This window comes from Flavobacterium aquidurense, assembly GCF_001404985.1.
GTDB lineage: Bacteria > Bacteroidota > Bacteroidia > Flavobacteriales > Flavobacteriaceae > Flavobacterium > Flavobacterium aquidurense_B.
Genome location: NZ_JRLF01000009.1, coordinates 115,241 through 136,432, shown reverse-complemented (window position 1 = coordinate 136,432; position 21,192 = coordinate 115,241). Strand labels below are relative to the sequence as shown.

22 protein-coding genes and 1 tRNA gene are annotated in these 21,192 nt (G+C 33.7%); 10 read left to right on the top strand and 13 right to left on the bottom strand.

Annotated elements, in window-relative coordinates; all coding sequences use genetic code 11:
• The first annotated feature begins 121 nt into the window (after positions 1-121).
• Positions 122-301: a hypothetical protein gene (locus tag RC62_RS06625; protein ID WP_055094502.1), complete on the top strand. Its 180-nt coding sequence runs from the start codon at positions 122-124 to the stop codon at positions 299-301.
• 121 nt (positions 302-422) lie between these two features.
• On the opposite strand, the gene RC62_RS06620 is transcribed toward RC62_RS06625, so the two are convergent.
• Together RC62_RS06620 and RC62_RS06615 are read right to left on the bottom strand one after the other, a co-directional pair.
• Complete coding sequence (locus tag RC62_RS06620; protein ID WP_055093813.1) at positions 423-671, bottom strand: GIY-YIG nuclease family protein; 249 nt, start codon at positions 669-671, stop codon at positions 423-425.
• 65 nt (positions 672-736) lie between these two features.
• Positions 737-810: transfer RNA gene (locus tag RC62_RS06615), tRNA-Ala, on the bottom strand.
• Between the two features lie 106 nt (positions 811-916).
• On the opposite strand from RC62_RS06615, the gene RC62_RS06610 reads away from it, so the two are divergent.
• The 4 genes from RC62_RS06610 (at position 917) to RC62_RS06600 (ending at position 3,282) form a co-directional block, all read left to right on the top strand.
• On the top strand, positions 917-1,681 hold the full coding sequence (locus RC62_RS06610) for an enoyl-CoA hydratase/isomerase family protein (protein ID WP_055093811.1): 765 nt from the start codon (positions 917-919) through the stop codon (positions 1,679-1,681).
• 104 nt (positions 1,682-1,785) lie between these two features.
• Positions 1,786-1,962 carry a hypothetical protein gene (locus RC62_RS22980; RefSeq protein ID WP_167343848.1) on the top strand — a complete coding sequence of 59 codons (177 nt, stop codon included), beginning with the start codon at positions 1,786-1,788 and terminating at the stop codon, positions 1,960-1,962.
• Positions 1,963-1,993: 31 nt separating this feature from the next.
• Entirely contained in the window at positions 1,994-2,446 is a 453-nt protein-coding gene (locus tag RC62_RS06605) for a 6-pyruvoyl trahydropterin synthase family protein (RefSeq protein ID WP_055093809.1), read from the top strand.
• Positions 2,447-2,538: 92 nt separating this feature from the next.
• Positions 2,539-3,282 (top strand): UDP-2,3-diacylglucosamine diphosphatase, encoded by a 744-nt coding sequence (locus RC62_RS06600; protein WP_055093806.1) that lies wholly within the window; start codon positions 2,539-2,541, stop codon positions 3,280-3,282.
• Here RC62_RS06600 and RC62_RS06595 read toward each other — a convergent pair whose 3' ends face one another.
• From RC62_RS06595 to RC62_RS06565, 7 genes are all read right to left on the bottom strand, one after another.
• Positions 3,283-4,494 (bottom strand): cytochrome c3 family protein, encoded by a 1,212-nt coding sequence (locus RC62_RS06595; protein ID WP_055093804.1) that lies wholly within the window; start codon positions 4,492-4,494, stop codon positions 3,283-3,285.
• 83 nt (positions 4,495-4,577) lie between these two features.
• Entirely contained in the window at positions 4,578-4,934 is a 357-nt protein-coding gene (locus RC62_RS06590; protein WP_055093800.1) for a hypothetical protein, read from the bottom strand.
• Positions 4,935-5,172: 238 nt separating this feature from the next.
• Entirely contained in the window at positions 5,173-6,453 is a 1,281-nt protein-coding gene (locus RC62_RS06585) for an MFS transporter (RefSeq protein WP_055093799.1), read from the bottom strand.
• The gene (recJ, locus tag RC62_RS06580; protein WP_055093797.1) at positions 6,443-8,143 is read right to left on the bottom strand and encodes a single-stranded-DNA-specific exonuclease RecJ; all 1,701 of its coding nucleotides are present in this window, start codon (positions 8,141-8,143) and stop codon (positions 6,443-6,445) included. The genes RC62_RS06585 and recJ overlap by 11 nt, the downstream gene beginning before the upstream one ends.
• A 419-nt stretch (positions 8,144-8,562) precedes the next feature.
• On the bottom strand, positions 8,563-8,907 hold the full coding sequence (locus tag RC62_RS06575; RefSeq protein ID WP_055093795.1) for a HopJ type III effector protein: 345 nt from the start codon (positions 8,905-8,907) through the stop codon (positions 8,563-8,565).
• Between the two features lie 158 nt (positions 8,908-9,065).
• Positions 9,066-9,797, bottom strand: a complete 732-nt coding sequence (rsmI, locus tag RC62_RS06570; protein WP_055093794.1) for a 16S rRNA (cytidine(1402)-2'-O)-methyltransferase — start codon at positions 9,795-9,797, stop codon at positions 9,066-9,068.
• Positions 9,798-9,835: 38 nt separating this feature from the next.
• Positions 9,836-10,909 (bottom strand): hypothetical protein, encoded by a 1,074-nt coding sequence (locus tag RC62_RS06565; RefSeq protein ID WP_055093792.1) that lies wholly within the window; start codon positions 10,907-10,909, stop codon positions 9,836-9,838.
• A 237-nt stretch (positions 10,910-11,146) separates the two neighbouring features.
• On the opposite strand from RC62_RS06565, the gene RC62_RS06560 reads away from it, so the two are divergent.
• A complete protein-coding gene (locus tag RC62_RS06560) occupies positions 11,147-11,737 on the top strand; it encodes a thymidine kinase (protein ID WP_029270718.1) in 591 nt (196 codons plus the stop codon).
• A gap of 25 nt (positions 11,738-11,762) precedes the next feature.
• On the top strand, positions 11,763-12,200 hold the full coding sequence (locus RC62_RS06555) for a hypothetical protein (RefSeq protein WP_055093790.1): 438 nt from the start codon (positions 11,763-11,765) through the stop codon (positions 12,198-12,200).
• A gap of 283 nt (positions 12,201-12,483) precedes the next feature.
• Here RC62_RS06555 and rpoN read toward each other — a convergent pair whose 3' ends face one another.
• The 4 genes from rpoN to RC62_RS06535 all read right to left on the bottom strand — a co-directional run bounded on the left by rpoN (position 12,484) and on the right by RC62_RS06535 (position 19,101).
• The gene (gene rpoN, locus RC62_RS06550) at positions 12,484-13,944 is read right to left on the bottom strand and encodes an RNA polymerase factor sigma-54 (protein WP_055093789.1); all 1,461 of its coding nucleotides are present in this window, start codon (positions 13,942-13,944) and stop codon (positions 12,484-12,486) included.
• A gap of 136 nt (positions 13,945-14,080) precedes the next feature.
• Positions 14,081-15,529, bottom strand: a complete 1,449-nt coding sequence (asnS, locus tag RC62_RS06545) for an asparagine--tRNA ligase (RefSeq protein ID WP_055093787.1) — start codon at positions 15,527-15,529, stop codon at positions 14,081-14,083.
• 354 nt (positions 15,530-15,883) lie between these two features.
• Positions 15,884-16,690: a hypothetical protein gene (locus RC62_RS06540; protein WP_055093785.1), complete on the bottom strand. Its 807-nt coding sequence runs from the start codon at positions 16,688-16,690 to the stop codon at positions 15,884-15,886.
• Between the two features lie 44 nt (positions 16,691-16,734).
• The gene (locus RC62_RS06535; protein ID WP_055093783.1) at positions 16,735-19,101 is read right to left on the bottom strand and encodes an efflux RND transporter permease subunit; all 2,367 of its coding nucleotides are present in this window, start codon (positions 19,099-19,101) and stop codon (positions 16,735-16,737) included.
• Between the two features lie 178 nt (positions 19,102-19,279).
• Between RC62_RS06535 and RC62_RS06530 the strand changes: the two genes are divergently transcribed.
• The 3 genes from RC62_RS06530 to RC62_RS06520 all read left to right on the top strand — a co-directional run bounded on the left by RC62_RS06530 (position 19,280) and on the right by RC62_RS06520 (position 21,156).
• Positions 19,280-19,609: a DMT family transporter gene (locus tag RC62_RS06530; protein WP_055093781.1), complete on the top strand. Its 330-nt coding sequence runs from the start codon at positions 19,280-19,282 to the stop codon at positions 19,607-19,609.
• 106 nt (positions 19,610-19,715) lie between these two features.
• Positions 19,716-20,474 (top strand): sensor histidine kinase, encoded by a 759-nt coding sequence (locus RC62_RS06525; protein WP_055093779.1) that lies wholly within the window; start codon positions 19,716-19,718, stop codon positions 20,472-20,474.
• Entirely contained in the window at positions 20,437-21,156 is a 720-nt protein-coding gene (locus RC62_RS06520) for a LytR/AlgR family response regulator transcription factor (protein WP_055093777.1), read from the top strand. The genes RC62_RS06525 and RC62_RS06520 overlap by 38 nt, the downstream gene beginning before the upstream one ends.
• Positions 21,157-21,192 lie beyond the last annotated feature (36 nt).

Genomic DNA, 21,192 nt, shown 5'->3' with positions numbered 1-21,192 from the left:
AAATATCCTGCAAATAATATTATTATATTCAATTAAGTGCTTATTTTTTTAAATCAACACTTAACCTTTTGATAATATGCTGAATGAATTAATGCTTTATTTTTATTTGAAAATTAAAACTATGGAAATCAATTGGATAATAATAGGGATTGTAGTTGCAGTCGCAATTGTTTTAATTGTACTTACAACAAAAAGAAATCAGAAAGAGAAAAAGAAACTGACAGATTTATTAAATAATGATTTTAAAAAACCGGATGAAGATGAGCCGGATTTTGACAATAATAACGCAAGTGAACGATAGATTAAAGTAACTTTTTAAAATAAAAAAGCCGTATTCCAATTAAGTAATACGGTTTTTTTGTGGAGAATACCGTCCCGAAACTTCGGCAGAATTCGTCATCTTGCTAATGCATTGGGTTAATCTAGTTTTTTGTTTGTATTAAAGTTTCGATGTATTTTCTGCTTTTCATTTTTTTGATTTGTAATTCTCTTTTGCAGGCTTCACTTCGGGTAACAAAAGTTTCAAAATATTTTAATTCCCAATCTTTAGCGACTTTTGTAAACTTACTTCTGCTGTTTAGATGATCTTGCAATCGTTGTTCAATATTTTCACAAGATCCGGTATAAAACTTATTAATTGTAATTGAATATAGGATGTAAGTGTAAAACATAATTTGTTATAAATGAAAATACCCAAACATAAAAATATGTTTGGGTATTTGTTTGTAAATATTTGTGGAGAATACCGGATTCGAACCGGTCACCCCTTGCCTGCCAGGCAAGTACTCTAGCCAAATGAGCTAATCCCCCAAAGCGTTAGCAAATAAAGTCAATTAATTTTCAAAAAACAAATTTCAAATCGCGTTCGATCAAAAATATTTTGCAAAACCGTAACTTTACGATCAAATATATTTTTATGAGTACAGAAAATCAAAACGGTTCTTTACAAACTACTTTTAATAATGCTGTGGCTACAGTGCAATTTGGTCATCCTGCTAGTAATTCTTTTCCTAGACAATTGTTGGATAGGTTAACGGCAGAGATTAATGCTTTAAGCTTTAATGAAACTATTTCGGTTGTTGTTTTGCAAAGCGAAGGATCTAAAGTTTTTTGTTCCGGTGCATCTTTTGATGAACTTTTGCAAGTTGAAAATGAGCAACAAGGCACAGAATTTTTCTCAGGTTTTGCACATTTGATAAATGCTATGCGCAATTGTTCTAAGCTTATTATTGGCAGAGTTCAGGGAAAAGCTGTAGGTGGAGGAGTTGGGATCATATCAGCTTGTGATTATGTTTTGGCGATTCCGGAGAGTGCTGTAAAATTATCTGAATTAGCGATTGGTATTGGTCCGTTTGTGATTGAACCTGCTGTTTCACGTAAAATAGGAAAAGCCGCAATGGCCGAAATGACTTTGGCAGCCCACGAATGGAAATCGGCAGAATGGGCATTGCAAAATAAATTGTTTTCTGAAATTCATACTGCACAGGATCTTGATAATGCGGTTGCAAATTTTGCTCAAAAATTGAGTTCGTACAATCCTGAAGCACTATCTGAAATGAAGAAAATTATCTGGGAAGGAACTGAGTATTGGGAATCACTTCTTCTTGAACGTGCAGCAATTACAGGAAAATTGGTTTTATCTGATTTTTCCAGAAATGCCTTAACACAGTTTAAGAAGTAAGTTTAGTCTCAGTTTTCAGTCTCGCTTTTCAGTGCAATAACTTTGGCAAAGTTTCTGGTTTTGTAAAGGCTTATTTTCTGTATGTTAATTTAAATTTTAATAAAATGTATATCATTTCATTATTCCAGCATGTAGATGTTTCAGAGAAAATTAAAACTGCTCCTGACGGCAGTTATCAGATTGGGGTTTTAATAGGATCGTTTATTCCTTTTGTAGTTTTAATAGTAATTGCATATTGGATGTATAACAGCGCTAAAAAAAGGGATAAAAACGGTTATTAATTTGTAAATTTGCAACCTAAAATTAAAATCGATGAGTAATATCAGAATTACAAAACAATTTAGTTTCGAAACCGGACATGCTTTATACGGTTACGACGGAAAATGTAAAAACGTTCACGGGCACAGTTATAAATTATCGGTAACGGTTATTGGTTCACCAATAACGGATCGATCGAATGTGAAATTCGGAATGGTAATTGATTTTTCGGATCTAAAGAAAATTGTAAAAGAAGAAATCGTCGATCAGTTTGATCATGCGACTGTTTTTAATGAAACCACACCACATATCGAATTGGCAAATGAATTAAAAAATCGTGGCCATCATGTCATTCTAGTAGATTATCAGCCAACAAGCGAAAACATGGTGGTTGATTTTGCAGATAGAATCATAGCACGTTTACCAAAAGATATTTCTCTTTACTCCCTTAAGCTTCAGGAAACAGAATCTTCATTTGCAGAATGGTACGCATCTGATAATTTGTAAATAGAAAAAAGTAAATTGTGAAAGGTAAAACGTTTCACATCTCACAAACTACATCTCACAAACCACATCTCACAAACCACATCTCACAATACATGAAAAAAGTATATTTTGCTTCAGATCAGCATTTTGGTGCTCCAACTCCTGAGTTGAGTTTGCCGCGTGAACAAAAATTTGTAGCATGGTTAGATGTTGTAAAGCAAGATGCAGAAGCTATTTTTTTATTAGGCGATTTATTCGATTTTTGGTTCGAATATAAAACAGTTGTTCCAAAAGGTTTTGTACGTGTTTTGGGTAAATTAGCTGAAATTCGTGATAGTGGTATTCCTGTCTATTTTTTTGTGGGAAATCACGATTTATGGATGAACGATTACTTTCAAACCGAATTGAATATTCCGGTTTATCATGATAATAAGGAATTTACTTTTAACGGAAAAACATTCTTAATTGGTCATGGCGACGGAAAAGGTCCTGGTGATAAAGGATATAAACGAATGAAAAAGGTATTTACAAATCCTTTTTCAAAATGGCTTTTTCGTTGGTTGCATCCTGATGTTGGTGTAAGTCTTGCACAATATTTATCAGTTAAAAATAAACTGATTTCAGGCGATGAAGATGTAAAATTTTTAGGCGAAGAAAACGAATGGCTGGTTCTATACGCCAAACGTAAACTGGAAACCAAACATTATAATTATTTTATTTTTGGACACCGTCATTTACCTATGATCATAGAGGTGGGACAAGACGCAAAATATGTAAATCTGGGCGACTGGATTGGTTATTTTACCTACGGAGTTTTTGATGGGGAAACTTTTGAACTTCAAAAATTCGAACAATAATTACTTTTTATTGCTGGGATAAATTCCAATTTTGTGCGTTCTCAAAATGTAATTTGACTTGTTTTTGTTTTGTGAAAGCTGAAAAGTGATTGCATTAGACATTTTCTTTGGCATATGACATTCCACACAATTGTTAGCTAATATGCTTGCTGAGGTTGTTTTTACGGTCGTAGCGTTGTGTTTTATTCCCTGATGGCAACTCATGCATATTTTAGAATAACTCACCAGATTTTGAGAAGCATTGGCATGCGGATTATGACAAGTCATACAATCCATGGTTTCGCTCTTTTTAAAACATTTACTTTGAGATAATAACCCCAATTGATTCCCGTGAACATCAAAATGAATACTGTCATTAGATCCCGGAACTCCCCTGAAATATTCTAATAAATCATCTCCGGGTTTAAATTCAAAACGTGATTTTACTTTTAGTTTATCATTTCCGGAATGGCATAAAGCACAAGCATCAATTTTTTGCTGTCTGCTCAGCTTTTTAAATGAAGTTATGTTTTGTGCAATTTTTAAATCAGGAAATTTTAAATGTTTTTGAACATGTTGTTTAGCAGGTCCATGGCAACGTTCACAATCAATTCCGTAAACTAAGGTTTTCGGATTCATAAAATCCTCTACTTCCTGGTTCATAAAAGTAATACTGTCTGAACTTGTAGTTACATAACGGCTTGCAATATTAGAACTATGACAGCCATAACACTCCTTGTCAATTTTTCGTTCAAAGTTTACTTTAGATGCTGAATATCCCGGACTTGTTGCCCAACTATTTAAAGATTTGTAGTAAGAGACAGGTAATTCGTATGTATAATGATTTTGCCAAAAAGCACTGGTTTGGGCATGTTTGGTTCCAAAAATAACTTCAAATGGATGCGCTTCAACTTCTTTTCCGTTTTTATAAAGAACCTGATAAAGACTGTCATTGCGCTCTTCCATAACCAGTTTTGTTTCTGTATCATAAACAAAAGTATTGCGGCCATTTTTAAAATGTCCTAAGATATTTTCTTTGGTAGCAGGTGAAGTTGCTTTGAAATGCGAACTATGAAAAGCATTTTCATATTGAGTTTGATGGCATTGAATACAGCTTTGAGAACCGGCATAATCCGTTCCGCGTGGGTCAATGTAATTGTCATCTTCGTTTTTGCAGCTCGTTAGAAAAGCAATCGAAACAATCAAAGTAAAAAGAATACGTACTATTTTCATTATAGTAAATATACTTTTTTTTGAATAAAATCAAAATATATTTAGATAATGAAAAGATGTTGTTAAAACATTTAGAATGTTTCTTAATTTAAGCCAACTCCGTAAACATATTCATCAAGCTCAATTCTAAATAAAGATCCTTCGACAAGATCTTTAATAGATTTTAGTTCTTTGATCGAAACCGCTAAATCTATAGAAGCACAAGGTGTTTTGAGTAAAAATTTATGACAAGAGTTTTTTAATTCGCAAGCTTCACAACAAGCATTTTCGATCATGCTGTCTTCGATTAAATCACAAAAATAATTCAACTCCTGAATCGTAAAATAAAATCCGGTTTCCTTAAAAACCAATTGTATTTTATCGGTTATCGTTTCGTTTTCTTTTTTCCAGTAAAAAGCAATCCCGAAGTTGTTGTGGTATAATTGTTCTATTTCTCTCATTACAGATACTTTTATTGCAACAAATATAAATACTATTTATATTAGTTCTAAATAAAAAATCATAAAATTTGAAAAAATGTTTCACTATATAAGTGATAGAAGGTCATGATATAGAGTTTTTAATTTTGGCTAATCCGAATCGATGACTCATAAAAAAACTCCAATTAAAACTGGAGTCTGTTCAAGATGAAGTTCAGTATTTTGAATGAACTTATAGTATTGATATGGTTGAAAAAGATTACTCCATATTTTGGTGATCTTCCATATCCTTATTAAGATCTAATTTTCTAAATGTTGGCGATTTTAATGCTGTTACAATAACAGTTAAAAGTGTAACACTTCCTCCAAAAACAACAGAAGTTACAGTTCCCATTAATTTAGCCGTTGCACCACTTTCAAAAGCGCCTAATTCATTCGAAGATCCAACAAAAATTGAGTTTACAGCACCAACTCGTCCACGCATATGATCTGGAGTTTTAAGCTGTAAAATCGTTTGGCGAATTACTACAGAAATTCCGTCAGCAAGTCCACTTAAAAATAAAGCGAAAACAGAAAGCCAGAATGAAGTAGAAAGACCAAATAAGATGATCGATAATCCGAAAATAAATATGGCTATTAAAAGCTTCTTTCCTGCATTTTTATATAAAGGCACATATGCAGAAACTAGCATGGTAATAAAAGCTCCTACTGCTGGAGCGGCTCTTAAAATACCAAAACCTTCAGCACCAACTTTTAAAATATCCTGAGCAAAAACAGGTAATAATGCTACAGCTCCACCAAAAAGTACTGCAATCATATCAAGCGATAAAGCGCCTAAAACTATTTGGTTTTTAAATACAAAATTCAAACCTTCTGCAAGGCTGTCTTTTATCGATTCTCCAATCTTTGGATTTGTGATTGGTTTTTTACTGATCTGAGATAAGGCAATTAAGGAAAGAATTGAGAATCCAAAAACCAAACACATTGACCAGTGAACTCCAATCCAGTTAATTGAGAATCCAGCCAGCGCCGGTCCCATAACAGCTCCAATTTGCCAAACCGAACTACTCCATGTAGCAGCATTTGGATATGCTTTTTTAGGAATAATCAACGATAGAAGAGAGAAAATAGTTGGCCCAAGAAAAGCTCTGACTAATCCGCCTAAAAAAACTAATGTATAAATTGAATATAAAATAATCGTTGGAGATAAATCGCCGACAACTCTTGGCCAGGTCAATAAAAACAATCCAAAGCTAATTACAGAAAATCCCAAAATACATTTTACCAATAATCCCTTCTTTTCTTTTTGATCCACAATATGTCCGGCAAATAAAGCCATACCAACTGCCGGAATAACTTCCATTAAACCAATAATTCCTAGCGAAAGCGGGTTTTTAGTCAAACTGTAAACTTCCCATTCGATCACGATAAATTGCATAGCCCAGGCAAAAACCATAGCAAAACGCAATAATAAAAAAACATTAAATTCTCTGTAGCGCAATGCCTGATAAGGATCTCGCTTTTCTGTTTTATTCGTCATTTGTTCTAATATCTTTTAGCATAAGTTGAGTCGAAACGGTTCCGTTCCACTCGTTTTCAGCCAATGAATATGCCAGCTGAAAAGTATTTTGATTTTTTGTAATGTCTAATTTTTTTCCAAGCCCAAAACCTATTGCAGCAATTCCATCTGAATTATATTGCTTCACAAAAAGTCTCAAATGTTCTTCCTCTGCGCCTAAAGTTTTGGCATAACCAGTATCTTTTACCTCTTTGGTGATAAAAACAGGCGTCATGTTCAGAGGTCCAAAAGGTTCGAATTGTTTTAAAATCCGGATTAGTTTTGGAGTGATATCACTAAAGTTAATTTCAGCATCAACTTCTATTTCCGGAGTACGCATTTCGGGTAAAATGGTTTCCTGAACTTGTTTTTCAAAAGCATCTTTGAAGGTTTTATAGTTCTCCGCTTTCAAAGTCATTCCTGCCGCGTACATATGACCTCCAAATTGTTCTAAATGTTCAGAGCAGGCATCAAGGGCATTGTAAACATCAAATCCTTTTACAGATCTTGCAGATGCAGCATATTTATCACCACTTTTAGTAAAAACCAAAGTTGGGCGATAATAAGTCTCAATAAGTCGTGACGCTACAATTCCGATTACGCCTTTGTGCCAGTCTTCCTGAAACACAACAGTCGAAAATCGATCTTGTTCATTATTGGTCAGGATTTGCTGAAAAGCTTCTTTGGTAATTTGTTTGTCGAGATCTTTCCGGTCGGAGTTATATTGTTCAATTTCGGATGCAAATTGCTGTGCTTGTTCAAAATTGAATTCAGTCAATAATTCAACAGCATGATTACCGTGTTTGATTCTTCCAGCCGCATTTATTCGGGGAGAAATAATAAAAACAACATCGGTAATGTCAAGTGTTTTCTTTTTTACCTGATGTACCAAAGCTTTAATTCCCGGTCTTGGATCTGAATTAATGACTTGCAATCCGTAGTAAGCCAGAACCCTGTTTTCGCCTGTGATTGGCACGATATCGGCTGCAATTGCTGTGGCAACTAAATCCAGATATGGAATCAAATCTTCTATAGTTTCATTTCTGTTTGTTCCTAGCGCCTGAATCAATTTAAAACCAACGCCACAACCACATAATTCATCATAAGGATAGGAACAATCTTCTCTTTTTGGGTCTAAAATCGCAACCGCATCGGGAAGAAATTCTCCGGGTCTGTGGTGATCACAAATAATAAAGTCGATGTTTTTTTCTTTCGCGTAAGCAATATGATCGATGGATTTAATACCACAATCGAGCGCGATGATTAAAGAAAATCCGTTATCATCGGCAAAGTCAATTCCTTTAAAAGAAATTCCGTAACCTTCCAGATAACGATCCGGAATATAAGTGGCAATATTAGGATAATGTGATTTTAAATAAGCCGAAACCAAAGAAACAGCCGTTGTTCCGTCGACATCATAATCGCCAAAGACTAAGATGTTTTCCTGATTTTCGATCGCCAATTCTATCCTTGAAACGGCTTTGTCCATGTCTTTCATCAGGAAAGGATCATGAAGATGGTCTAATGAAGGGCGAAAGAAATTTTTGGCATCTTCGAAAGTTTCAATGCCACGCTGAATCAAAAGTGTTGCTACAAAATCTTCTACATTTAGGGCTTGCGCCAAATGTTTGACTTTATCTTGAGAAGGTTTTGGTTTTAATGTCCAACGCATGGTTGATTTTTGATTTTAGAGTGTAGATTTTAGATTGTAGAAATCGAAAATCGTTTAATGTGATATGTAATTTTTTTATTGTCACAGATTAAATGATTTTAAAAGGATTTTTTTAATCTGTGTTAATCTTTTCAATCTGTGGCAAAAATATTCACTTTTACTTTTGTCAAAGTTTAAACCAAGACTGTAAGGAACGTTAGTCTTGCGCAAAATAACCACAATCATTGTCATTTCGACGAAGGAGAAATCTTCGCAAGTAACTCCGTAATGAGAATCCAATCTTTGTCGAGCTTCTCGCGAAGATTTCTCCTTCGTCGAAATGACAAAAACGCGAAAAATAACGAAGCTTGAACTTTTATTAAGGTTTATGGATTTTGGAATAAAGCAGATTTAAAAAATCTACATTTTGCAATCTAATATTATTTCGCTTCTAAAGCGTTTCCTTCAAATTTAATTCCGTCCCAGCCTAAATTGATGAAATTTCTAATGTTTTGGTGATTTGTTCCGTTTGGATCTCCCAAAACTTCTTGAAAGTAAAATGCTCCAAAACACGCTAAAGTTTCTTCATTACTTAAGTTTTGCAATTTTGCAAAAGAAAATAATTTACAAGAACCAGAATTTTCTCCGGCTGCATTGTGTTGTGTTCCGTTTTGGAAAGCTGTTGGAGTAAAGTTGTAATTTTCTTCAATTATTGCAATAGTTTCCGGAAATGTTATTTCGTTTGGAGTTTGTTTTACTTTTTCTAAAAAGGCTTGGATGCTCATGTTATGTGTTGTTTTTCTGCCACCGATTAAAATGATTCGAATGATTTTTTGCCACGAATTTCACCAATTATCACGAATTTAATTAGCGAAAATTTGTGCAATTTGTGGCAACTTTTTATTAATCTGTGAGAATCATTTTAATCTGTGGCTTAAATAATTTAATCTTCTTCTGTTTCTTCTTGATCCTTAGAGAATTTACTTTTCTTAGGTTCTTTTGTTATTGTTTTTCCAGCAACGACTACGACAATTTCACCTCGTGGTGCTGTTTTTTCAAAATGGGTTAAAACTTCTCTTGCGGTTCCGCGTACGTTTTCTTCGTGTAGTTTTGATAATTCTCGTGAAACACAAACTTGTCTGTCTTCGCCAAAATATTGGATAAATTCAGCTAAAGTCTTAACGAGTTTATGTGGCGAAACGTATAAAATCATCGTTCTGGTCTCTTCGGCTAAAGCCAAAAACCGAGTCTGACGTCCTTTTTTATCAGGCAAAAAACCTTCAAATATAAATTTGTCGTTTGGTAATCCGCTATTTACTAAAGCAGGTACAAAAGCAGTTGCTCCGGGTAAACATTCTACTTCGATTTTGTTTTCAACACAAGCGCGTGTCAATAAAAAACCGGGATCTGAGATTGCCGGAGTTCCGGCATCTGAAATCAGGGCAATAGTTTCACCGGCTTTCAAACGAGCAATTAAATTCTCGGTTGTTTTGTGTTCGTTGTGCATGTGATGGCTGTGCATGTGCGTGCCAATTTCAAAATGCTTCAGCAATTTGCCACTGGTTCTGGTGTCTTCCGCCAAGATTAAATCTACTTCTTTCAGAATCCTGATAGCACGAAAAGTCATGTCTTCAAGATTGCCAATTGGCGTTGGAACGATATATAATTTAGACATAATTTTTTATGTGAAATGTAAAATGAGAGATAGGAAAGTTATGAGAATTTCTTCTCTACAATTTCCAGAAAACGTTCTGCATAATCGTCTTTTCCTTCCCAGTTATTATAATCCGGTTTTACCATATTCTCTATAAAATCCTGAGCTTCTGCATAACTGTCAAAAGTTAAAAGTTGGTTTAAAACGCGGCTGTAATCTTCAGAACTATTTCCGAAAAGGTTTTTTGTAAAAGCAATTCGGTCATTTAAATCAATATGAAAACCTTTTGCCAGTTTTTCGTTTAGAGTTGCAGCTTTTGTTTCTGCGGGTTTTTCTGTAACAACAGTTTCTATGATTTCTTTTTTCTCTTTATATTCATTAGTTACAGGAGTTGGAGTAGGAATAACGTTTTCAAAACTATCTACTTTTACAAACTGAGCATCAGCATAATTAATTCCAAAATCCTCAAATGAGATCGTGATAGGTTCTGGTTTTGATGGAGTTTCCGCTTTTGGTTCTTCTTTTTCCGGTTGTTTCTCCTCAGTCTGATCTAATTCAAAAGCAGGTTTAAAATCCAAATCCGGAATTGGTTTAAGATCACTGAATGTTCTAAACGAAGTTTCATCAGGAGTTTGTACTTCTTCTTTTTTTGTTTCAAAAATTGGTTCTTCGATTTTTTCAACAACAGGTTCTTCTATAATTTCAGCAACAGGTTCAGCAATAGTTTCAACAGTTGGCTCCGGAATTACTTCTTCAGAAACTTCTGTAGCAATTTCTTCCTCAACTTCTGCAATAATTTCTTCTTCAACTTCTTCCGTTTTAATTTCTGCTGCAATTTCTGGTTCAGCTATAGTTTCAATCGGAGATTCTTCAGTTGCAACTGGTTCTTCGATTTTAACTTCGGCAGGTATTGTTTCTTCTTTGTCAAAGATAGATTCAATTTCAGTGCTAATCTGGCTGTGACCAATAGTTGGTTTTAAAGCATCAAAATTTTCATCAACAAATTTTAAAACCGCTAATTTCTCGTATAATTTCTGCGTTTCAAGATATAATTGATTGATATCGGATTTATTTTTAAGTTTTAAAATTCGATGTGCAATACTGATTAAATCGGCTTCCAATTTTTTTTTCATAACTGTTGAAATTATAGTGAATAGGGTATTTTAGTATATTTTGTATTTGAATGTCTTTATTACGGGTAGAAATCTGAGAGATATTTTTTTATTTCTGTTAATAAGCGTTTGCGAATCTTCGATTTGATAAAAATTTTCTACTTTTGAAAAAGTGTAAAAACAGCAATTTTTCACATCGATTTATTACCAGTACAAAGTAATAAAAACTATTCATTTTTAAAGGTAGAAAAATACAAAATGTTTCTCGAAAATACAGTAAATCACAAAGAACAATTTGGTTGGATTGAAGTTATTTGTGGATCAATGTTTTCGGGTAAAACCGAGGAATTAATCCGCAGATTAAAACGTGCCCAATTTGCCAAACAAAGAGTCGAAATTTTTAAACCCGCTATTGATACCCGTTATCATGATGAAATGGTAGTTTCTCATGATGCTAACGAAATTCGCTCAACACCGGTTCCTGCCGCAGCAAACATTGCTATATTAGCACAAGGCTGCGATGTTATTGGGATTGATGAAGCGCAGTTTTTTGATGATGAGATTGTTACAGTTTGTAATGATCTTGCCAATCAGGGAATTCGTGTGATAGTTGCAGGACTTGATATGGACTTTAAAGGAAATCCTTTCGGGCCAATGCCGGCACTTATGGCAACCGCAGAATATGTTACTAAAGTTCATGCCGTTTGTACCAGAACAGGAAATCTTGCCAATTATAGTTTTCGTAAAACAGATAATGATAAGTTAGTTATGCTTGGTGAAACCGAAGAATATGAGCCATTAAGCCGTGCGGCATATTATAATGCAATGAAAAAAAGTCAGGAAAAGTAATATTCAATTAAGTTCTAGTAAACATATGGAAGAAAAACAGAGTAAAAGAAAACAAAATATTTTACTATTAATTGTAATTGGAATCGCATTGGTTTTAGTTGTCTTATTTCAGTTTTATCTTTCTAAAAGTGCAAATGAAGTAAATAGCGAAATAAAAGAATTAGTTGGGAAATACAATAAAAATTGCCCACTTACAATTCAGGAAGGTATTCGTTTAGACAGCGTGAGTTTACCTGATCAGAGAGTTGTTCAGTATAATTTGACATTATTGAATGTCGAGAAAGAAAAAGCAGAAATCAATATCATACAAGAAGAAATAGAAAAAAGTCTGATTAGCACTGCTAAAGCAAATCCCGGACTTCAGGTTTTTAGAGATAGTGATTATACATTGATTTATAATTACTATGACAAGAAAAAAGTATTTTTGTTTGATATAAAGATATTACCTGATCAGTATAAATAAAACTGATGTTTGAATTAAAGAAAACCCAACAGATTTTGATTTGTTGGGTTTTCTGTTTTTAAATTTATGCATTCCTAATTTAAACTGGACTGAAGTCCAGCTCTACAATATAATTGGTTCCTTTGGAACCTATTAAAGACCCTTCGGCTCGAACCATTTTGTAAAGCCAGATTTTAATCCGGTTTAATATGCAGTAATAATATAAAATAAAACCCGACAGATTTTAAATCTGTCGGGTTTGCTATTTAAATGAACTTATATTTCTTATATGGTTAGAGAAATTTTAAATTTTCTTTCTCATTCTCGCTACCGGAATATCTAATTGCTCACGGTATTTTGCAATAGTTCTTCTGGCGATAGGGTATCCTTTTTCCTTTAGGATATCAGCCAATTGATCGTCTGGCAAAGGTTTCTTTTTGTCTTCTTCTTCAATTGTATTTTTAAGAATCTTTTTGATTTCTAAAGTCGAAACATCTTCTCCCTGATCGTTTTTCATCGCTTCAGAGAAAAATTCCTTGATTAGTTTTGTTCCATATGGTGTTTCAACATATTTGCTGTTGGCAACACGCGAAATAGTCGAAATATCTAATCCAACCATATCTGCAATGTCTTTTAGGATCATTGGTTTTAGTTTGGTTTCATCACCATCTAAAAAGAATTCTTCCTGATAATGCATAATCGCATTCATGGTTACAAACAGCGTTTCCTGACGTTGTCTGATCGCATCAATAAACCATTTGGCCGAATCCAGTTTTTGCTTGATAAACTGAACCGCGTCTTTTTGTGCCGATGACTTATCACGTGAATCTTTATACGTCTGCATCATTTCCTGATAATCCTTAGAAACGTGCAGGGAAGGGGCATTTCTTCCGTTTAAGGTCAGTTCCAGCTCACCGTCAACAATTCTAATAGCGAAATCAGGAACCACATTTTCAGTAACTTTATTGTTTCCTGTAAAAGATCCGCCTGGTTTTGGGTTTAATCTTTCAATTTCGTGAATCGCTTTTTTAAGCTGTTCATTTGAAACTGCATATTTTTGAAGCAGTTTGTCGTAATGTTTTTTGGTAAAAGCATCAAATTGATTTTCGATGATATCAATTGCCAAATCAACATATTCGGTTGGTGTTTTGTGCTTTAATTGCAATAATAAGCATTCCTGCAAATCACGTGCTCCAACTCCTGAAGGTTCTAATTCGTGAATAACATGCAGCATTTTCTCGACCATTTTCTCATCTGTATAAATACCCTGAGTAAAAGCCATATCATCTACAATATCCGGAACACTTCTGCGTATATAACCCATATCATCGATACTACCAACAAGGAATTCCGCGATTTCGCGTTCTTCATCATTCAGGATAAAAGTATTCAACTGATTAATTAAATCCTGATGAAAACTTATCGGAGAAGCAAAAGGAGTTTCACGTTCTTCGTCTTCGCTATAATTATTCACCTGAGTTTTATAATCCGGCGTATCGTCGTCGCTTAAATATTCGTCAATATTAATGTCGTCCGCTTCGATTCTGTCTGATTCGGCATCATCATAATCGTCGTATTCTTCGTTCGCAAATTCATCTGCTTCGTATTCATCTTCTTTTCCAGCTTCCAGAGCCGGATTTTCGTTCATTTCTTCTAATAAACGTTGCTCAAAAGCTTGCGTAGGCAATTGAATTAACTTCATCAGCTGAATTTGCTGAGGAGATAATTTTTGGGATAATTTTAAATTTAAAAATTGCTTTAGCATATAAAAAGTTGCTAAGATACTAAGGCGCTAAGCTGCTAAGTATCTTATATTGACGAATTAAATTCGTGTTAATTATTTTTTTATTTACATTCTAAAAACTTAGAACCTTAATATCTCAGTACCTTAGAACCTTAAATTAAAACTCTGCATTTCCAGGAGTTCTCGGGAAAGGAATTACATCTCTAATGTTTGTCATTCCGGTAACAAACAATACTAAACGCTCAAATCCAAGTCCGAAACCTGCGTGAGTTGCTGATCCAAATCTTCTGGTGTCTAAATACCATGATAATTCTTCTTCATCGATTTCTAACGCTTTCATTTTTTCGATCAAAACGTCGTAGCGCTCTTCTCTTTCAGAACCACCAACGATTTCTCCAATTCCGGGGAAAAGGATATCCATTGCACGAACCGTTTCTCTTCCAGGCTCCGTGTTGTCGTTCAAACGCATGTAAAACGCTTTAATATTTGCCGGGTAATCAAACAAGATTACCGGACATTTAAAGTGTTTTTCAACCAAGTAACGCTCGTGTTCTGACTGTAAATCAGCTCCCCATTCGTTGATGATATATTGAAATTTTTTCTTTTTGTTTGGAGTAGAATCTCTCAAAATGTCAATAGCTTCAGTATAAGAAACACGTTTAAAGTTGTTCTCTAATACAAAGTTCAATTTCTCTAGCAAAGCCATTTCGCTTCTTTCTGCCTGAGGTTTTGATTTTTCTTCGTCTAAAAGTCTTCCTTCTAAAAACTTCAAATCATCCTGACAATTGTCTAAAGCGTATTTAATTACGTACTGAATAAAATCTTCAGCCAAATCCATGTTGTCATCAAGATTATTGAAAGCAACTTCCGGCTCGATCATCCAAAATTCTGCAAGGTGACGAGAAGTATTTGAGTTTTCAGCTCTAAAAGTTGGTCCAAAAGTATAAATCTGACCCAAAGCCATTGCATACGTTTCACCTTCTAATTGTCCTGAAACCGTTAAGTTGGTTTCTTTTTCGAAGAAATCTTCTTTATAATTTACTTTTCCGTCTTCAGTTCTTGGCGTGTTATCAAAAGGTAAAGCCGTAACTTTAAACATTTCTCCAGCACCTTCAGCATCAGAACCCGTAATAATTGGCGTATTTACATACACAAAACCTTTTTGTTGAAAATAGTTATGAACCGCAAACGACAATACCGAACGCACACGCATAATTGCACCAAACATATTCGTACGAACACGTAAATGAGCATTTTCGCGTAAAAAATCTAAACTAGGTTTGTTTTTTGGCTGTATCGGGAATTTTTCTGCATCAGAATCTCCTAAGATTTCCAATTTGTTCACCTGAATTTCATATTTCTGACCAGCACCTTTACTTTCGATCAAAGTTCCAATTACAGAAACCGCAGCACCAGTAGTGATTCTTTTTAAAGTTTCGTCAGGTGTATTTTCAAAATCAACAACACATTGTATATTATTAATGGTAGAACCGTCATTAAGAGCGATGAACTGATTATTTCTAAAAGTTCTTACCCATCCTTTTGCATTAACCTCCTGAAGCGTCGTCGTACTGTTTAATAAGTCTTTAACTTTTGTGTGTTTCATTTTATATATAATATTGAAATTAAATTATTTGTTGTGTAATAACTGCAAATATAAACGATAATAATTAAAATTAGAAGCGGTTTCCCGCTATCCGCTATATCTTTTTATTGCTAAAGGAGCAATAAAAAGGATGCCGCTGCTATCGGGGCTAGGGCAATCGTTTTCAAAAGAAGCAATTATTTCTTTTTTTGTCATTTCGACCGAAGGGAGAAATCACACTAGTTGATCGACAAAGATTGGCGACATTCTTCGTGGAATTTCTGGTGTGATTTCTCCCTTCGGTCGAAATGACAACCTATGTGGAGATTTAGTAATGAATTAACTACTCTATTTTTTACTAACGTTTTATATTCTTTAAAATATCAACTTCTCTTGTATTTCTTTTGAAATTTGATCTTTGTCTTCTATTTTTTCATAAATTTTTAAAGCTTTCTGTTTCATTTTTTCATCTTTTTTTGCTTCCGCAACTTTAAGCAAGCATAATGAATAGTGAACTTTAAAATTAAAATCTTTTTTATAGATTGAATAAACTTTATCTAAGTATTCAAGTCCTTCTTCGTATTTTTCATTGTCTGAAAGTAGAATTCCCTTTAAAACTATAACATCATCGTTTAGTTTGGGATTTGTGATTTTATATTTTTCTATTGCAATATTTATGTTTTCAAGCCCCTTTTCGGTGTCTCCTAAAATAGGAGAGGTAAGGGCAAATCCATAATATCCTTCCGGACTGTCAGGAAATAGCTGAATTATTTCGCTATATTTTTTTCGTGAAATCCTAATAGATTTCTCTGTTCCATATCTTAAACCCTCAGCAGCTAAATTTGTTTTAAATTCAATGGATTTATTATAAGAGCTGTCTGCTAAAATATAAAATTCCAAAGCTTTTTTATCATCTAGTAATCTTAATGTATATCCTGTGAAAAACAATGCGTCACAAAAGGTAGTATCTTTTTCATAAGCTTTAAAAAAAATATTTGAAGTCATTTGGAGATACTTTTTATTTAAAGATTTGTTTAAATACAGAGTTTCTACTCCAAGGTTGAATAATTTAATTGATTCTGGGTCTTTTGATTCGCAGTGTAAATTTTTACCCTCAAAGTAACTTTGAGAAAAAATCAAATTTATATTCAATAGAAGTATTACCAGTATTATTTTTTTCATAATTGAATAAAAATTGTGTTTGTTGATTTTACAGCAAAAAAAAATTACCCCTCCAAATTCTCCAAATCCTCTTTCTTCGCTTTCTTCTTCTCAAAAGTCAAAACCAAAGCAGGTAAAACCAATAAATTAGCAAACATTGCAAAAGCCAAAGTACAAGAAATTAATCCGCCAAGAGCGATTGTTCCGCTAAAGCTTGAAAGTGTGAAAGTCGCAAAACCTAAAATCAAAACTACCGAAGTATAAAAAGTACTGATTCCGGTTTCTCTTAAAGCGCTGAAAACAGATTTCTTTACCTTTCCGTTACTTTGTATCAAATCATGTTTGTATTTCGCCATAAACTGAATCGCATTATCTACCGAAATACCAAATGCAATACTAAATACCAAAATCGTTGATGGCTTTAACGGAATCCCAAAATACCCCATTAATCCAGACGTAATACAAAGTGGTAAAACATTCGTAATTACAGATGCCATTACCATTTTGAAAGATCTGAACAAGTACAACATTAATCCCGCAATTACTAAAATCGCAAAAATTAATGACTCGATTAAGTTCTCAACCAGGTAAGAAGTTCCTTTCTGGAACACCAATGCCTTTCCTGTCAAAGTCACTTCGTAACGATCTGCGGGGAAAATTTCAGCAATTTTCGAGCGTAGTTTTTTCTCTACTCTCGCCATTTCCTGTGTTCCAATATCTTTCATGAAAGTCGTGATTCGGGCATATTGTCCAGTCGAATCTACGTAGGATTTCATTAAGTTGTCTTTGCTGTTTTTCGTTGCATTTTTTGCATACGACAAGATAAAAGTCTGTTCCTGAGAAGTTGGTAATTGGTAATATTCCGGATTTCCGTTATAGAAAGCCTGTTTCGAATACTTAACCAAATTTACTATCGAAACCGGTTTTGATAATTCAGGAAGTTCTGCAATTGTATTTTGCAATTCATCCATTTTGCGCATCGTCGATAATTTCATAACACCTTTTTTATGTTTGGTATTAATCATTATTTCGAGTGGCATAACGCCGTTGAATTCTTTTTCGTAAAATAAAATGTCTTTATAAAATGAAGCGCTTTTTGGCATTTCACCAATCAAACTTCCGGAAACTTTCATTTGTGCAACTCCAATTACACTAAAAACCAAAAGTAATCCATAGATAGTATAAATGACTTTTCGTTTGTTTTTTACCACATTTTCAACAAAATCCAATAAAGTCGAAATATATGTTTTAGTCAAATGGTACAAATGTTTTTCTCCTGGAACCGACATAAAGCTGTACACAATTGGCACAATTAAAAGCGTCAATAAATAAACAGAAATTACGTTGATAGAAGTTACCAGACCAAATTCAAAAAGCAAATCGTTTCCGGTAATCATAAATGTTGCAAAACCTATTGCCGTAGTTAAATTCGTCATTAAAGTCGAAACTCCAATTTTCGAAATAATACGCTGCAAAGCCTTTGCCTGATTGTTATGCAATTTAATTTCCTGCTGGTATTTATTGATCAGGAAAATGCAATTCGTGATTCCGATTACGATAATTAATGGCGGAATAATTGCCGTAAGAATCGTGATTTTATAATGAAATAATCCAAGTGTCCCAAAAGACCAGATTACACCAATAACCAAAATACAAATCGAGATAAATGTCGCTCTGAACGAACGGAAAAAGAAAAAGAAAATCAGGGAAACCGTGAATAAAGCTGCGCCAATGAAGAGTCCGATTTCACCTTTCATATTATCAGCATTAATCGTTCTGATGTATGGCATTCCGGAAACCTTCAAATCAACTCCAGTAGTTTTTTCGAATTTATCAATTTTTGGAACCAGGTTTTCAAGGATAAAAGTTTTTCTTTCCGGTGTATTTACAAGTTTTTTATTGATGTAAATTGCTGAACGAATACTACCGCTTTGTTTGTTGAACAATAATCCTTCGTAAAAAGGCAAATTGTGAAACAAATCATATTGAATCTTTTTTAAGTATTCCGGATCAAGCGCTTTTTTTTGATCGATAAACGGAGTAAGAACAAATTTTTCGTTAACAGTATCTTTATCTAATTTCTTTAAATCATTCAAAGAAACAACCAAATCTACTTCTTTAGAATTTTTTAAACCTGTCATTAATTCATTCCATGCGGCATAATTTTTAGGCGTAAAAAATTTCGGATCCTGAAACCCAATTACCACTAAATTTCCTTCTTCTCCAAACTTATCCAGAAACTGTTGGTATTGCTTATTTACGATATGATCTTTAGGAAGCAAGTTTGCCTCAGTATAAGTCATAGAAAGGTTTTTCCATTGGTAACCAAGGAAAATCGTTAAAGCAGATAGGATTACTAGTATTACTATTCGGTTTTTAAGTATGATTCGGGCTAGTTTTTCCCAGAATCCAACTTGTACAGCGTTTTTCATAAATTCTTTAAAATGGATGCAAATGTAGTGAAAAGTGCTCAAAATCATAAATAATCGCCTCGGTTTTTACTGTTTGTTAACATAATAGGAATTCTGATATTTAGGAAAATTTAGATGTTTTTTACAATTCTACGTTAGCTTTTCTCATATTTGTACTTAATTTCAAAATGAAAAGAAAATGAACTGGATTTTATTGATAATAGCAGGACTTTTTGAAGTAGGATTTGCATCTTGTCTGGGCAAAGCCAAAGAAACTGCCGGACTGATTTCGACATATTGGATGGTTGGCTTTTTCATCTGTCTTTCGATCAGTATGTTATTATTATATAAAGCCACACAAGTTCTGCCAATAGGAACCGCTTATGCCGTTTGGACAGGAATTGGTGCCGTTGGAACCGTTTTAGTCGGAATTTTGGTTTTTAAAGAACCGGCAACTTTCTGGAGAATATTTTTTCTGTCGACTTTAATTGCTTCGATCATTGGGTTGAAGTTTGTTTCTAGTCATTAAAATAGTTTCACGCAGATTTTGCAGATTAAGCAGATTTTTTAATAATAATAATTCGTGCTTATTTGTGAGATTCGTGGCGAAAAAAAACTTTTAACTTTACATAACAATGCAAGACAACACTATAACTTTTATATTCCTGGCGATTCTTTTATTGCTTATCGTTATCATTTGTTTTTTAATGTATCAATTGATGCAGTTTAAAAAAGCAAAAGATGATGCCGAGAAGAGTTTTTATGCACTTGAAATGAAAGTAAACGATTTGCAGTTAGAAACTTTAGAATCTAAACTGAATCCGCATTTGTTTAAGAATATTCTAAACTCGATTCAGTCGCACGCGTACCAAACCTATTTTGCATTAGATAAACTGGCAAACGTTTTAGATTATATTTTATACGAAAGCAAAAAGAAATTTGTCACCGCAAAAGAGGAAATTGATTTTGCATTGAATTTAATCGAAATTAACAAAATCAAGATCAGTCCGCTTTTTGAGTTGAAGATAAAAACCAATATCAATAAAGAAGACAAATTATACGATCAGCCTTTATTGGCACCGTTGATTTCTATTGATTTAATAGAAAATGCCTTTAAACATGCTGATTTGCAAAGTGCCGATGCTTTTATTTCGGTTGTTTTTGAGTTTAGGGATAATGCCTTTTTTATGACCGTTTCGAATAAAATATCAGATAAAAAAGTACTCAAAAAAGAACGAAGCGGTTTTGGTCATGCGACTTTAGAACACCGATTGCGTATTATTTATAAAAACAACTTCAAACTCGATAAGTTTGTAGAAAACGATATTTATATTGCCCATCTTAAAATAGATTTACTTGAATACAAAACTGAAATGCTTGCTGCTGGACGATGAGTTACCGGGATTAACGTACCTGAAAATGCTTTGTGAGCAAATTCATGAAGTCGAAATTGTAAAAACGTATAATAATCCGGAGAAACTCCTTGCTGATATTCCAAATCTCGATTTTGATTTGCTAATATCAGATATCGAAATGCCCGGAATTGATGGTTTACATCTGGCAGAAATGCTGGATAATAAACTCGTTATTTTTTGTACCGCTTATAAGGATTATGCTGCAGATGCTTTTAATATAGATGCGGTAGATTATATTACAAAACCCGTAAAACTGGAACGTTTACAAAAAGCGATCTCAAAAGCTTATGAACGTTTTCATAAACCGGACACGGCCAAAAAGTTTATTCAGTTAAATACAGATAAAGGAAAAACCTTATTGTATTTTAATCAGGTTGTGTACATCAAAACGGCTGTTAGCGATAGTCGTGACAAAACAGTTTTGCTGGCTGATGGAAGTTTTATGAATTTAAAAAATGTAAAATTTGATACGCTGCTGCACGAATTGCCTGATGCCGATTTTTGTCGCATAAACAAGAAAGAAATTGTTGCGGTAAAAGCCATTAAATTTTTCAATCATAACGAAATTGCCTTACATCATTTAGAGAAAAATGATAAAAACAGCACTTTAATTTTGAGCGAAACCTATCGTTCTGACTTTTTGAAAAAGGTGAAAATATAACTTATTACAAAGTTTTTCGGACTTGTTACATACATT